Annotated in this window: 15 protein-coding genes; 13 read left to right on the forward strand and 2 right to left on the reverse strand. The window is 40.5% G+C overall.

Annotated elements, in window-relative coordinates; genetic code table 11:
* Positions 1-25: 25 nt before the first annotated feature.
* From atpB to ABT310_RS06630, 13 genes are all read left to right on the forward strand, one after another.
* A complete protein-coding gene (gene atpB / locus ABT310_RS06570) occupies positions 26-1,165 on the forward strand; it encodes a F0F1 ATP synthase subunit A (protein ID WP_375325947.1) in 1,140 nt (379 codons plus the stop codon).
* 37 nt (positions 1,166-1,202) lie between these two features.
* Positions 1,203-1,394 carry an ATP synthase F0 subunit C gene (gene atpE, locus ABT310_RS06575; RefSeq protein WP_053970734.1) on the forward strand — a complete coding sequence of 64 codons (192 nt, stop codon included), beginning with the start codon at positions 1,203-1,205 and terminating at the stop codon, positions 1,392-1,394.
* A 97-nt stretch (positions 1,395-1,491) separates the two neighbouring features.
* On the forward strand, positions 1,492-1,992 hold the full coding sequence (locus ABT310_RS06580) for a F0F1 ATP synthase subunit B (RefSeq protein ID WP_375325948.1): 501 nt from the start codon (positions 1,492-1,494) through the stop codon (positions 1,990-1,992).
* A gap of 3 nt (positions 1,993-1,995) precedes the next feature.
* On the forward strand, positions 1,996-2,535 hold the full coding sequence (atpH, locus tag ABT310_RS06585) for an ATP synthase F1 subunit delta (RefSeq protein ID WP_375325949.1): 540 nt from the start codon (positions 1,996-1,998) through the stop codon (positions 2,533-2,535).
* A 2-nt stretch (positions 2,536-2,537) separates the two neighbouring features.
* Complete coding sequence (atpA, locus tag ABT310_RS06590) at positions 2,538-4,118, forward strand: F0F1 ATP synthase subunit alpha (protein ID WP_375325950.1); 1,581 nt, start codon at positions 2,538-2,540, stop codon at positions 4,116-4,118.
* 99 nt (positions 4,119-4,217) lie between these two features.
* Positions 4,218-5,075 (forward strand): ATP synthase F1 subunit gamma, encoded by an 858-nt coding sequence (gene atpG, locus ABT310_RS06595; protein WP_375325951.1) that lies wholly within the window; start codon positions 4,218-4,220, stop codon positions 5,073-5,075.
* 179 nt (positions 5,076-5,254) lie between these two features.
* Positions 5,255-6,724: a lipopolysaccharide biosynthesis protein gene (locus tag ABT310_RS06600; protein ID WP_375325952.1), complete on the forward strand. Its 1,470-nt coding sequence runs from the start codon at positions 5,255-5,257 to the stop codon at positions 6,722-6,724.
* A complete protein-coding gene (gene dut, locus ABT310_RS06605; protein ID WP_375325953.1) occupies positions 6,714-7,148 on the forward strand; it encodes a dUTP diphosphatase in 435 nt (144 codons plus the stop codon). The genes ABT310_RS06600 and dut overlap by 11 nt, the downstream gene beginning before the upstream one ends.
* Positions 7,149-7,223: 75 nt before the next feature.
* On the forward strand, positions 7,224-8,240 hold the full coding sequence (locus ABT310_RS06610) for a sugar phosphate nucleotidyltransferase (protein WP_375325954.1): 1,017 nt from the start codon (positions 7,224-7,226) through the stop codon (positions 8,238-8,240).
* Between the two features lie 41 nt (positions 8,241-8,281).
* On the forward strand, positions 8,282-9,202 hold the full coding sequence (locus ABT310_RS06615) for a tetratricopeptide repeat protein (protein ID WP_375325955.1): 921 nt from the start codon (positions 8,282-8,284) through the stop codon (positions 9,200-9,202).
* The gene (locus ABT310_RS06620) at positions 9,202-9,984 is read left to right on the forward strand and encodes a DUF4292 domain-containing protein (RefSeq protein WP_375325956.1); all 783 of its coding nucleotides are present in this window, start codon (positions 9,202-9,204) and stop codon (positions 9,982-9,984) included. The genes ABT310_RS06615 and ABT310_RS06620 overlap by 1 nt, the downstream gene beginning before the upstream one ends.
* 37 nt (positions 9,985-10,021) lie before the next feature.
* Positions 10,022-11,212 carry a murein hydrolase activator EnvC family protein gene (locus tag ABT310_RS06625; protein ID WP_375325957.1) on the forward strand — a complete coding sequence of 397 codons (1,191 nt, stop codon included), beginning with the start codon at positions 10,022-10,024 and terminating at the stop codon, positions 11,210-11,212.
* 3 nt (positions 11,213-11,215) lie between these two features.
* Positions 11,216-12,052 (forward strand): aldo/keto reductase, encoded by an 837-nt coding sequence (locus ABT310_RS06630; RefSeq protein ID WP_375325958.1) that lies wholly within the window; start codon positions 11,216-11,218, stop codon positions 12,050-12,052.
* 149 nt (positions 12,053-12,201) lie between these two features.
* Here ABT310_RS06630 and ABT310_RS06635 read toward each other — a convergent pair whose 3' ends face one another.
* Both ABT310_RS06635 and ABT310_RS06640 read right to left on the reverse strand, forming a co-directional pair.
* Positions 12,202-12,714, reverse strand: a complete 513-nt coding sequence (locus tag ABT310_RS06635) for an acyl-CoA thioesterase (RefSeq protein ID WP_090292480.1) — start codon at positions 12,712-12,714, stop codon at positions 12,202-12,204.
* 57 nt (positions 12,715-12,771) lie between these two features.
* Positions 12,772-13,716 (reverse strand): SPOR domain-containing protein, encoded by a 945-nt coding sequence (locus ABT310_RS06640; protein ID WP_375325959.1) that lies wholly within the window; start codon positions 13,714-13,716, stop codon positions 12,772-12,774.
* Positions 13,717-13,791: the final 75 nt, after the last annotated feature.

A 13,791-nucleotide genomic window follows, 5' to 3' on the forward strand; every position in this document is an offset into this window, starting at 1 on the left:
TTTGAGGACCCATTAGTTGGATCATATGCGATATTCTTTTTTCAGTAAAAAATTAGTTGCCGTAACACTATTGATTACGGGATTTGTATCGGCCCAAAGCCATGAAGGAGAAGAAGTTGAAACAGGTGCCCATGATTTGAAGACCCAAATCAAGGAATACATCGACCACCACCTTCTAGATTCGCATGATTTTACCCTGTTATCCTACACTACGGATGAGGGCGAGCACAAATATATTGGCTTTCCACTTCCTGTAATTTTGTGGGACAACGGCCTTAAAGTTTTTTCATCTTCTAAATTAAAGCACGGAGAAGGCGTTGCCGAAGTAGGTGGAAATTACTACGCACTTTATCACAATAAAATTTACAAAACAGATGCCGAAGGAACCATTAATTTTGGTGGTCATCATGGGGAAGAGACCCATGCAGAGGATGCATTTGGAGAGGACTTAGTGGTAGATGATTCACATCCTACCAACGAAAAGCCTTTGGATTTTTCCATCACCAAAAACGTAGTCTTCATTATGTTGGTGGGCTTGTTGATGTTCTTGATGTTCCGCGCTGTTGCCAATAATTACAAAAAGAATAGCCTTCCAAAAGGAGTAGGTAGAGTATTGGAGCCTTTGGTGCTTTTTGTGCGTGACGAAATTGCAATTCCAAACATTGGTGAACACAAATACAAGAAGTACATGAGCTATTTGCTTACCGTGTTCTTTTTTGTGTGGATTATCAACTTATTGGGTCTTACACCACTTGGAGTGAACGTAACCAATAATATTGCAGTAACCTTTGCCTTGGCATTGATCACCTATTTGATCACTACATTCTCTGGGAACAAAAACTACTGGAAACACATTTTCTGGATGCCAGGTGTACCTGTTCCAATGAAAATTATATTGGCCCCGATTGAATTATTGGGAACCCTCATCAAGCCATTTTCGTTGATGATTCGTTTGTATGCCAACATTACGGCAGGTCACGTAGTATTGATGAGCATTATCGGACTTATGTTCATTTTTCAGAACTGGATAGGAAGTCCATTATCGTTTGTATTGGCTTTTGCCCTTTCCCTATTGGAATTGTTGGTGGCCGCATTGCAAGCATATATTTTCACTATGTTGTCGGCCCTTTATTTTGGAATGGCAGTAGAAGAAGATCATCATTAATTAAGAGTAGAACGTTTAATATTTAAATTCATATATCATGACAATTCCAAACATCGTAGGTGCTGGTTTGATCGTAATCGGAGCAGGATTGGGTATCGGTAGAATCGGTGGACAGGCAATGGAAGCTATTGCACGTCAACCTGAGGCTTCTGGTAAAATCCAAACAGCAATGTTGATTGCAGCAGCTCTTATTGAAGGTATCGGTTTCGCCGCTCTTTTTGCAGCTTAATAACCGTAACAGTATTGATGAAGGCCATAGCGGTTGGCTATGGTCCTTCATTAAACTACAAAGTGATATAGTTAAAAAGATTTAATAGTTAAGATACATGGAAAAGTTAATCGAACAGTTTTCCTTCGGGTTGTTTTTCTGGCAGTTGTTGCTCTTCGTGGGCCTATTGTTGTTGTTGCGTAAATACGCATGGAAACCAATCTTGGGTGCGGTAGAAAAAAGAGAAGAGGGAATCAAGGGCGCACTTGAAGCTGCCGAAGCTGCAAAAAAGGAAATGCAGAACGTTACTGCCGATAGTGAAAAATTGTTGAAAGAAGCCAGAGCCGAAAGAGATTCGTTGTTGAAAGAAGCGAGAGAGATTAAAGAGAGTATCGTTTCTGAAGCTAAGGAGCAAGCTCAGGTTGAAGGTGATAAAATGATAAAGCAAGCGCAAGCAACGATCGAAGCAGAGAAGAAAGCTGCTGTTGCCGATATCAAAGCGCAAGTGGCCAATCTTTCAATAGAAATTGCAGAGAAGGTAATCAAAGAAGAACTTTCCAATAAAGACAAGCAACTTAAGTTGGTTGACGATATGTTGGGTGATATCAAATTAAACTAAGGCATGAACCAGAACAGGGCAGCCATACGATACGCCAAGGCAACTTTGGATTTCGCGATTGAAAAGAAAGCGGCAGAAGCCGTTGAAAACGACATGCGCGAAATTGCTGCGACCATAGCTGAAAATGTGGAGCTTCAAAATGTATTGGAGAGCCCTATCATTAAAGCTGAAGTTAAAACTAACACCTTGTTGGAAATTTTCAAAGGGGCAAATGAGATCACAAAAGGTCTTGTTGGTACTTTGATTGGCAATAAAAGGATTGCTATGTTGCAAGAGGTGGCCTACAAATACATCATCCTTCATGAAAAGTTGAAGGGTGAAGAAGTGGCCTATGTTACCACCGCAGTTCCATTGACCGCTGAATTGGAAAAGAAAATATTGGCCCAAGTGACCAAAGCAACCGGTAACAAGGTGACTTTGGAAAATAAGGTAGATGAGAGCATCATCGGCGGTTTTGTGCTTCGTGTGGGAGATACCCAATACGATGCAAGCATCGCCAACAAATTGAACGGATTAAAAAGAGAATTTACAAATAGTCTATAAAAATGGCAGGAGTAAAAGCCGCTGAGGTATCAGCAATTTTGAAAAAACAGTTATCAGGTTTCGAAGCTGGAGCTTCGTTGGACGAAGTGGGTACTGTATTACAAGTGGGTGATGGTATTGCCCGTGTCTATGGACTTTCCAATGCCCAGTACGGGGAGTTGGTAGAGTTCGAAGGCGGTATGCAAGGTATTGTTTTGAACCTGGAAGAAGACAACGTAGGTGTGGTATTGTTGGGCCCATCCAAAGAGATTGTGGAAGGTGCCACTGTGAAAAGAACAGAGCGTATCGCATCCATCAACGTTGGTGAAGGAATTGTTGGTCGTGTAATCGACACCTTGGGTAATCCAATCGACGGTAAAGGACCTGTTTCTGGTGAAACCTATGAAATGCCATTGGAACGTAAAGCTCCTGGGGTAATTTTTAGACAACCTGTAAACGAACCTTTGCAGACAGGTATCAAGGCAGTAGATGCCATGATTCCAATTGGTCGTGGACAAAGGGAGTTGGTAATCGGGGATAAGCAAACAGGTAAAACCACGGTTTGTATCGATGCCATTTTGAACCAAAAAGAATTTTACGATGCTGGTGAACCCGTATACTGTATCTATGTTGCCGTTGGACAAAAAGCATCTACAGTTGCAGGAATTGCAAAAACTTTGGAAGAAAAAGGAGCTTTGGCTTACACGACCATTGTTGCAGCCAATGCATCTGACCCTGCTCCAATGCAGGTATATGCGCCATTTGCAGGTGCAGCAATTGGAGAATACTTCAGGGATACAGGACGTCCTGCATTGATCATCTATGATGATTTGTCAAAACAAGCTGTGGCGTACCGTGAGGTGTCTTTGTTGTTGAGAAGACCACCAGGACGTGAAGCATATCCTGGGGACGTTTTCTACCTTCACTCAAGATTGTTGGAGCGTGCCGCTAAGGTAATCGCTGATGATGATATCGCCAAGAACATGAACGACCTTCCAGAATCGTTGAAACCGATTGTAAAAGGTGGTGGTTCTTTAACAGCACTTCCTATTATTGAAACACAAGCCGGTGACGTTTCTGCCTATATCCCAACCAACGTAATTTCCATTACCGATGGTCAGATATTCTTGGAGCAAGATTTGTTCAACCAAGGGGTGCGTCCAGCGATTAACGTAGGTATCTCTGTATCTCGTGTGGGTGGTTCTGCACAGGTAAAATCCATGAGAAAAGTTGCAGGTACATTGAAATTGGATCAAGCCCAGTTCCGTGAATTGGAAGCTTTTGCCAAGTTCGGTTCCGACTTGGATGCCGCAACCTTGAACGTTATTGAAAAAGGTCGTAGAAACGTTGAGATCTTGAAACAAGGTCAGAACGATCCATTTACAGTAGAGGATCAGGTAGCGATCATCTTTGCAGGTTCAAAGAACTTGTTGCGTGATGTTCCTGTGAATAAGATAAAAGAATTTGAAAAAGATTACTTGGAGTTCTTGAACGCTAAGCACAGAGATGTTTTGGATGCACTAAAAGCGGGTAAACTAACCGACGAGGTAACTGAAACTTTGACAGCTGTTTGTAAAGAACTTTCAAGCAAATACAAAGCATAAATTTTGTCATTCCTGCGGTCACCCTGAGCGTAGTCGAAGGGAAGCAGGAACCCATAACCAAAAAGATTCCGCATCAAGTGCGGAATGACAACAAGAGATATGGCAAATCTAAAGGAAATACGAAACAGGATCACGTCCATTGCATCAACCATGCAGATCACCAGTGCCATGAAAATGGTATCTGCTGCCAAGTTGAAAAAAGCTCAGGATGCGATTACAGCTATGCGTCCTTATTCGGACAAGCTTACGGAACTTTTGCAAGGTCTAAGTGCTAGCTTGGAAGGTGATGGAGGTAGTGAGTACGCCGTCAGCAGACCAGTGAATAAAGTTTTGGTTGTTTCCATTACCTCAAACAGAGGACTTTGTGGGGCGTTCAACTCCAACATCATCAAGCAAAGTAATGTGTTGGTTGCAGAAACCTATGCTGGAAAGCAAGTGGATTTTGTGACTATTGGTAAAAAAGGAAACGATATCCTTCGTAAAAAGAACACCATTGTGGCCAACCACAGTGAAGTTTTTGATGATTTGACTTTTGACAATGTAGCTGAAATTGCTGAGTTTTTAATGGAGCAGTTTACCTCAGGTCAATATGATAAAATCGACTTGGTGTACAACAAGTTCAAGAATGCCGCCACCCAAATTGTAATGACTGAAAAGTTCTTGCCAATTTCTGTGGAAGGGGAATCCAATGGAGCTTCCGATTACATTTTTGAGCCATCCAAAGCTGAAATCGTTGAGCAATTGATTCCAAAATCATTAAAGACACAACTGTATAAGGCAATCCGTGATTCCTTTGCCAGTGAGCACGGTGCCCGTATGACTGCGATGCACAAAGCAACCGACAACGCGGGTGAGTTGAAAGATGAGTTAACGCTTACCTACAACAAAGCGCGTCAGGCTGCGATTACTAACGAAATCTTGGAAATTGTTGGAGGAGCAGAGGCTTTGAACAATTAAGCCGAACGAAAGAGAGGCTAAATATTCAACAGCGAAGTAGTTGAACAACTAGAATAAAACATATTTCATATACAAAGGTCACCAAGTTGGTGACCTTTTTGTTTTTCTTAGTATCACGGGTTATGGCTTTTATGTAACTTGTAGCCACCTAATCAAGGTTTTTAAAGAATACACATCTATTGAATCCGCTAAAGAGGCTTTTTAAGCAGACTTTTATATACGGTTTGGCCACGGTATTGCCGCGGGTCATTTCTTTCTTTTTGCTGCCCCTTTATACCGCAGTTTTCGAAAATGCTTCGGGTTATGGGCAATACACCAATATTTATGCTTGGATAGCCATCTTTAATGTGTTTTTGGCCTATGGAATGGAAACCGCTTTCTTTCGTTTTTACCATAAAAGTCAAGATAAAGCAAAGGTGATTTCCACATCTTTGATTTCTTTGATGGCTTCCTCATTGCTGTTTTTAATCGTGGCCTTATCCATTAAGGAATGGTTGGCAGATGTGACCAACATCAATGTGGATTACTTAAAGTTCACCACTTATATTTTAGTGTTGGATGCCTTGGTGATTGTTCCCTTTGCATTATTGCGGGCCAATGAAAAGCCTATGCGCTATGCAGTGCTAAAAACCTTCAACGTGGCCATTAACCTTGGGTTCAATGTCTTTTTCTTGCTGATATTGCCGAATCTTGCCAAAGAGGCAGATACAGGAATTTGGAACGCTTTGTACAAACCCAACTGGGAGATCCATTATGTCTTAATTTCAAATGTGATTGCAAGTGCTTTTACTCTTTTGATATTATTATCGACTTATTTTAAAATTACCTATAGTTTCGATACATCCCTTTGGAAACAGATGTTGAAATATGCAGGTCCTGTAATGTTGGCTGGGGTCGCATTTACCATAAACGAAGTGTTGGATAAAATTCTTTTAACGGAATTGTTGCCCAGTGATATTGCCGAATCGGAAGTGGGAAAATATGGTGCCTGTTACAAATTGGCCCTGTTCATGACCTTGTTTGGTACTGCCTTTCGAATGGGAGTGGAACCTTTCTTTTTTAGTCATGCCAAAACAGAAAAACCACAAAAGACCTATGCGCAGATTACCAATTACTTTGTAATTATGGGGAGCATCATCTTGTTGGGGGTTGTGGTGTTTATAGATGTGTTAGGAGAATTGCTCTTGCATAACCCAGTGTATTGGGAAGCCTTGGATGTAGTGCCTATTATTTTATTAGGGAGCTTCTGTTTGGGAATCTACCACAACCTATCCGTATGGTATAAAGTCACTGATCAAACCAAGTTTGGAGCTTATATTTCATCATTTGGTGCATTGCTCACCTTGACCATCAATATTTGGTTCATTCCTAAAATAGGATATATGGCATCTGCATTGGCCACTTTGGTCGCTTATGGTAGTATGATGGTCCTTTCCTATTACTTTGGACGTAAATACTATCCCGTACCCTATAACATGCGAAAAATAATGTTCTATTTGAGCCTATCAATACTGTTTTCAGCCCTTTCGTTCTATGTTTTTAATAGAAATTTAATAGCAGGCAGCGTACTACTTTTGTTATTTTTGGGGTTAGTGTATAAGATGGAAGGAGATAATTTAAAAAGTTTGTTTTTAAAGCGTGGAGATTAAAGTCATCAACAATTCAGGGCATGCATTGCCACATTACGAAACCCTTGCTTCGGCAGGAATGGACCTACGGGCCAATATTGAATCACCCATTGTACTAAAACCTTTGGAAAGGGCCATTGTTCCCACAGGAATTTTTATGGAACTACCCATTGGAGTGGAAGCTCAAGTACGACCTAGAAGTGGATTGGCAGCCAAAAAAGGCATCACAGTATTAAATGCCCCAGGAACCATTGATGCCGATTATAGAGGCGAAGTTGGCGTGATTTTAGCCAATTTATCCTCTGAAGAGTTTACGGTTGAAAATGGGGAACGAATAGCCCAAATGGTAATATCCAAACACGAACGAGCCGAATGGGTAGAAGTGGAATCCCTTTCTGAAACCGATAGAGGAGCTGGTGGTTTTGGCAGCACTGGAACGAAATAAAATTCCTGCGCAGGCAGGAATCTCTTTGAAATTAAGTCTAATAATTAAAAGATACCCGCCTTCGCGGGCATTTGCATGAAAATAATCGTACCTATGGCGGGAAGAGGATCCCGTTTAAGACCACATACATTAACAGTTCCAAAACCTTTGATTCCAGTAGCGGGAAAGCCCATAGTGCACCGGTTAGTGGAGGATATTGCCAAAGTTTTGGGTGAACCTATCGAAGAAGTTGCCTTTATTTTGGGTGACCCTGCTTTTTTTGGAGAAGATGTGGTAGAAAGTTTGATGGAATTAGCTGAAAGTTTAGGTGCAAAGGGTTCCATTTACCGTCAAGACCAACCTTTGGGCACAGGACACGCCATTATGAGCGCAAAGGAGTCGTTGAGTGGCCCTGCTGTGATTGCATATGCCGACACCTTGATTCGTGCCGACTTCGACTTAGATAAAACTGCAGATAGTGTTATTTGGGTAAAGCAGGTAGAGCGTCCTGAAGCTTATGGTGTGGTGCAGCTCAATACAAGTAATGAGATTGTAGAGTTGGTGGAAAAGCCAAAGGAGTTTATTTCTGACTTGGCGGTAATCGGCATTTACTATTTTAAGGACGTTGGAGTCCTTAAAAATGAGCTTCAGCACGTTTTGGAGAACAATATTACCCACGGCGGTGAATATCAAATCAACGACGGCATCAAACGCATGATGGAAAAGGGCATGAAATTTGTTCCAGGTAAAGTGGATGAATGGATGGATTGCGGAAACAAAAATGTGACCGTGGAAACCAACCAGCGCATGCTAGGATTTTTGGAAAATGAAGGCGAGAATTTAATAGCGGATACCGTGCGACAAGAAAATGCCAACATTATTGAGCCTTGTTTTATTGGTGAGAATGTCGTGCTAAAAAACACAACGGTTGGACCTTATGTTTCAGTAGGTTCGAATACGGTTTTGGAAAATTCAACCATTAAAAACAGTTTGATCCAAAGCAACAGCAAAATATCCAATGCCAATTTAGACAACGCAATGATTGGTAATTTTGTGGTGTACAATGGTAATTTTGAATCCATTAGCATTGGAGATTATTCCGTTTTGGAATAACTTTAGGGTAGATTTTTGGTTTGATGGGGACTTAGGATGTTATGATAAAGAGGTATACTTTTTGGTTGGTTTTAGCTGTGTTTGTTTCAACACAGAGCATTTCCATTGCCCAAGAAGAACAAGAAAGTGCTGAAGTCTACCTCGAAGAATATACCGATGAGTTTCAAGAAAACTTTTTTGAGGCCTTAAAGCAAAAAGGCATTCAAAACTACGATAGAGCTATTGTCCTATTGCTAAAGTGCAAGGAATTGGAACCCAATAATAGTGTGGTGGATTATGAATTGGGCAAAGCTTATCTGCTCGATAAGAAATATATTCAAGCCCAGGAATATGCCGTAGAAGCACTATTATCTGAACCCACGGATTTTTGGTATTTGGACAATTTGCTGACCATTTTGGACAAACAAGGAAGCTCGATTGAAACTATTCAGCGACAAATTCCCTATGACAATCAAAAGCTAAAGGAGAATATGGCACTTTCATACTTCAAAAAGAAAAAGTTTGAAGAAGCACTTAAAGTGACCAAGGAGCTCAAAGGATCCAAATTGGCAAATGACCTTACCCTTAAAATCAATGATTCCTTACAGAAAGGAAAAGAAGAGGTTATAGTTCAATCGGAACCAAGAGAGGAAAACACTTCCGATGACCCTGTAAGCCAGTTAAAATCCGAAATGGAAACCTTGATTGCGAATGGGGATTATAAAAAGCTGCTGGAAGCATCTAAAGATGCGGTTGACAATTATCCGCTTCAGCCTTATTTTTATTTGGCATATGGCAAAGCGTTGAGCAATACCTCCAACGCGAACAAAGCCGTAGAGGTTATGGAAGGCGGTTTGGATTATATTTTAGACGACGCGAAGTTGACCAATGCGTTTTATGAAGAACTCTCAAAAGCGTATTCCAAATTGGGAAACACCCAAAAGGCCAATGAGTACTTAAACAAGATCAATTCAGGGTTATAATGCAACGATATAAAAACATCATAATTAAAATCAGCTTTGTGCTAGTTGCGTTGCTTACATTGGGAGCCTGTAAAGGCACCAAGGCAATTACTGGCGGCGAAGTGGATGCGCGGATGTCCACCAATAACATCATCAAAAAACATTATTCCAATCAATCCGATTTTAAGACCTTGAGTGGAAAGGTAAAAATTGATTATACGGATGGGGAAGATTCTCAGGGTGTGAATGTGAGTTTGAGAATGGAAAAGGACAAGGTGATTTGGATGAGCGCACCTCTTGGTGTGGTAAAGGCACATATTACTCCCGAGAAGGTTTCATTTTACAATAAATTGAACAATGAATATTTCGATGGAGATTTCAGTTATTTAAGTCATTTATTGGGAACAGAACTCGATTTTGAAAAAGTTCAAAATTTGTTGTTGGGCAATGCTGTTTTAGATTTGAGAAGAGAGAAATTCAATTCTGGAATTTATGAAGACAATTACCAATTGACACCCAAAAAGGCGAGACAACTTTTTAAAATTATTTTTCAAGTAGAGCCAAAAAACTTTAAGATAGCTTCACAGGAAATTTCACAACCGGAACAAGCAAGACAATTAAAAGCAAAATATACCTATCAGGATATTTCTGGAAAAGTGTTGCCAGACCAAATCAATATTGTTGCGGAAGAAAAAGGGGGTTTTACGACCATAGAACTTAGTTTTCGCAATCTGGAACTGGATAAACCAATGAATTTCCCCTACAAAGTACCTAAAGGGTATGATAAAATAACATTAAAGTAATTTGAAAAATAAATTTACTTATTGTTTTTATATACTGATGGTTACCTTTTTGGTATCCAGTTCATCTTTTGGCCAAACCAGTGAACAAAAAGCGTTAGAGGCAAAGCGTGAACGACTTCAAGAAGAAATAAAGGAAATTAACCGTTTGCTCTTTGCTGAGCGGAAAGAAAAAGGAACGATTCTAGATCAAATGGAAGCCTTGGATAACAAAATCAATGTGCGGCAGCAATTGATTCGAGTGACCAACCAACAATCCAATTTGCTCAATCGACAGATCAATGTCAACATCAGAAACATCAGTAAGCTTCGGGAAGATTTAGCAATCTTAAAGGAAGACTACGCCAACTTGATCCAAAAAACCTATCAGAACAAATCCCAGAGTAATCGACTCATGTTTTTGTTATCCGCAGAGAACTTTTTTCAAGCCTTCAAGCGACTTCAATACATGCAACAATATGCTAAGCATAGAAAAAAGCAGGGAGAAGGAATTGTTGAAAAAACGCAGGAACTTACCCAATTAAATCAGGATTTGGTACGTCAAAGAAAAGAAAAGGAGCAATTGCTGGCAGAAAATCAAGCTGCAAAATTGGAATTGGATAAAGAAATAGCAGCACAAAAAAGCCTTTTAACGAGTATAAAACAAAATGAGGCCAAATACACCGCGGCTATCGCTGAAAAGCAAAAGGAAGCCCGTAAAATTGATCGGGAGATTGAACGAATGATCAAAAGTGCCATTGCCAGCTCCAACAAAAGTTCTGGAGCATCAACCAATAGTGCCACTTTTGCTTTAACGCCAGAAGCCAAATTGCTAGCCGATAACTTTTCTTCCAACAAAGGAAGGCTTATTTGGCCCGTGGAGAAAGGAGTGAAAAGCCAAGGCTATGGAGTGTATTCTGATAAACTATATCCTGGAATCAAACACCGGAACAACGGAGTTACCATCACCACCGATAAAGGGAGTAAAGCAAGAGCCATTTTTGAGGGGGAGGTGATTGCCATCCTATCTGTGCCCGGTGGGAACAAAGGAGTACAGATCAAACATGGTAACTACATAAGTACTTACTATAACCTATCAACTTTATACGTAAAAAAAGGGGATAAGGTGGCTGCGAAGGAAGTGTTGGGCGATATAAATACCAATCGGTTTGACGGAACTACCAAACTGAAGTTTTATCTTTATAAAGATGCCAATCGCCTCAATCCCGAGGATTGGATCTATCAACTTTAACATATGAAACAGATTACAGATTTACAAGGAACCTTTGAGCTGCACAATGGGGTTCAAATGCCCTATTTTGGTTTGGGCGTTTATTTATCCAAAGATGGCAGTGAAGTGATCAATGCCGTTAAAGATGCTTTGAACAATGGATATCGACATATAGATACTGCTGCTATTTATGACAACGAGGAAGGGGTAGGGAAAGGGATTCGTGAAAGCAATGTGCCTCGTGAAGAAGTGTTTTTGGTGAGTAAAGTTTGGAACACGGATCAGGGATACGATTCTACTTTAAAAGCTTTTGAAGCCAGTTTGAAGCGATTGGGTACCGATTATCTTGATTTGTACTTGATTCATTGGCCTAAAGGAGAATTGAGCAAGGAAACATGGAGAGCTCTTGAAAAATTATACAGAGAAAAACGAGTACGAGCCATCGGAGTGAGCAATTTTTTGCAGCATCATTTAGAAGATTTATTGACTGAGGCCGAAATTGTGCCTATGGTCAACCAAATGGAGTTTCATCCGTATTTAGTACAACAAGATTTGGTGGATTATTGTAATTCCAAAAAGATTCAATATGAAGCTTGGTCTCCTTTGATGCAAGGCAATATCTTCGATATGGATATCATGAAAGAATTGGCGGCCAAATACAACAAGTCCATCGCCCAAATTGTGTTGCGCTGGGATCTTCAAAAAGGAGTGGTCACCATCCCGAAATCATCCAAAAAAGAACGCATCATTGCCAATTCAGATTTATTCGACTTTGAATTATCTAAAGAAGATATGCAATTACTCGATGGGTTGGATAGGGGTAAACGCTTTGGTCCAGATCCCGATAATTTTGATTTTTAAAGCGAAGAAAGGCTAGTATTGATTTGTTTTTTTTGTCTGGTCGAGCGCAGTCGAGACCGCATTAAGGAATCAAAATGGAAAAGCCTCTCGACTGCCTGTCCGTCCGGCAGGCGGGCGTTCGAGATGACAACTATTTAATTCAAAATTAGTTAAGAAGTAAAAAGCGCCTTAAGCTCTGTCGCTTCTGCAGGTTTCATTTTACCTGCCAGCACCAAACTCAATTGCTTTCTTCGAAGAGCTGCAGCAAAACGCTCCTTTTCCAAGTCGGTTTCAGGTTCTAATGGTGGTACCTCAGTTGGTTTTCCAGTATCGTCAACCGCAACAAAGGTGTAAATGGCTTCATTTGCCTTGGTGCGTTCTCCTGTGAAACGATCTTCTATCCAAACATCTATAAAAATCTCCATAGAGGTTTTAAACGCTCTCGAAACAGCGGCTTCTACCGTTACAACACTGCCTAGTGGTACCGCGCGGTTAAACGCAACGTGGTTAACAGATGCGGTTACTGTAATCCTTCTACTATGCCTACGAGCCGAAATACTAGCTGCTCGATCCATTCGAGCCAACAATTCACCTCCAAAAAGGTTATTGAGTGGATTGGTTTCGCTGGGCAATACCAAATCGGTCATTACTGTTCGGGATTCACTAGGAGTTTTCGCGCGCATACCTTTAATTTTTGCGCAAAGATATTGAAGTAAGGAATGGTTTTAAAAGAAAGCTGACTATTTCTCAGAAAGCAACCATGCATCCCTTGAATCTGTGGCTTTTACCTTTTTAAGAAAGGCAAGGGCTTCTTTGGGGTCTTCAAAACTATCGTAGGCAACTTGGTGAAGGCCATATTTGTTAACCCCCAAATAAAAGGCATTATAACCTTTTTCTTTAAGCTGCGCAACACGCTTGTCCGCATTGTTTTCTTCTCGAAAAGCACCTGCAATCACATGGTGTTTGCCCAATTGTTTTTTGGTAACCTTTAGGTTAATGGCTGGAAGTTCCAACGGAGCACTTTCAAAAAAGGTAGCTTCCTGAATTAATTTGGAAACTTCAGTTTGGGCTTCTTGTTGAGCGGCAAACTCCTTTTTCTGGTGGTTGTCATAGGTATTGTACCCTGTAAAACCAATGGATACAGCCAACAAAATTACCGCTGCATATTTTAACCAAGGTCTAAAGGAAGTTTCCTCTCTTTTCTCTGGAGTTATAATGAACGGTATTTTTTCTTCCAACTCTACCACTTCTTCTTTTAGCACCTCACGATGTATAGGAGTTGCCGCAAAACTTGAAAGACCAAAGGACGAGGTCAAGAAGTTGATCCTGTTTTCAGGTTGAAACTGAATTCTTTTTTCAGTATTGTACCAAAGCTTACCAATAGAAAACAATTCAACGGTTTCACCTTGCTCTAAACGATTGATCCAATTTTGTGCAACTTCTTCCACTTCCTGAAGCATTTCTTCATACCCCAAATTTTTATCCTTGGCAATATGGGAAACCAAAAGGCCATCATTTTTGGATAATTGGGCATTGAAAGAAATGGTTTTGCTCGGAGGGAGCAATGTTTTGAAAGCAGCATCAATTTCTGCCGATTTACTATGTGCCAAAAAAGCCCCAAATCCTGGAACTACCACACAATTGTAATCAAACAGTAATTTCTCTATGTAAGCATCAATCCTCATTGCCACAAATATTGCAAAAAATGGGACAGTACAAAATAAGCAGGATAACTTTTTATTAACATTTGAAAATCTGTA

The sequence above is a fragment of the Flagellimonas cixiensis genome (assembly GCF_042134615.1).
Lineage (GTDB): Bacteria > Bacteroidota > Bacteroidia > Flavobacteriales > Flavobacteriaceae > Flagellimonas > Flagellimonas cixiensis.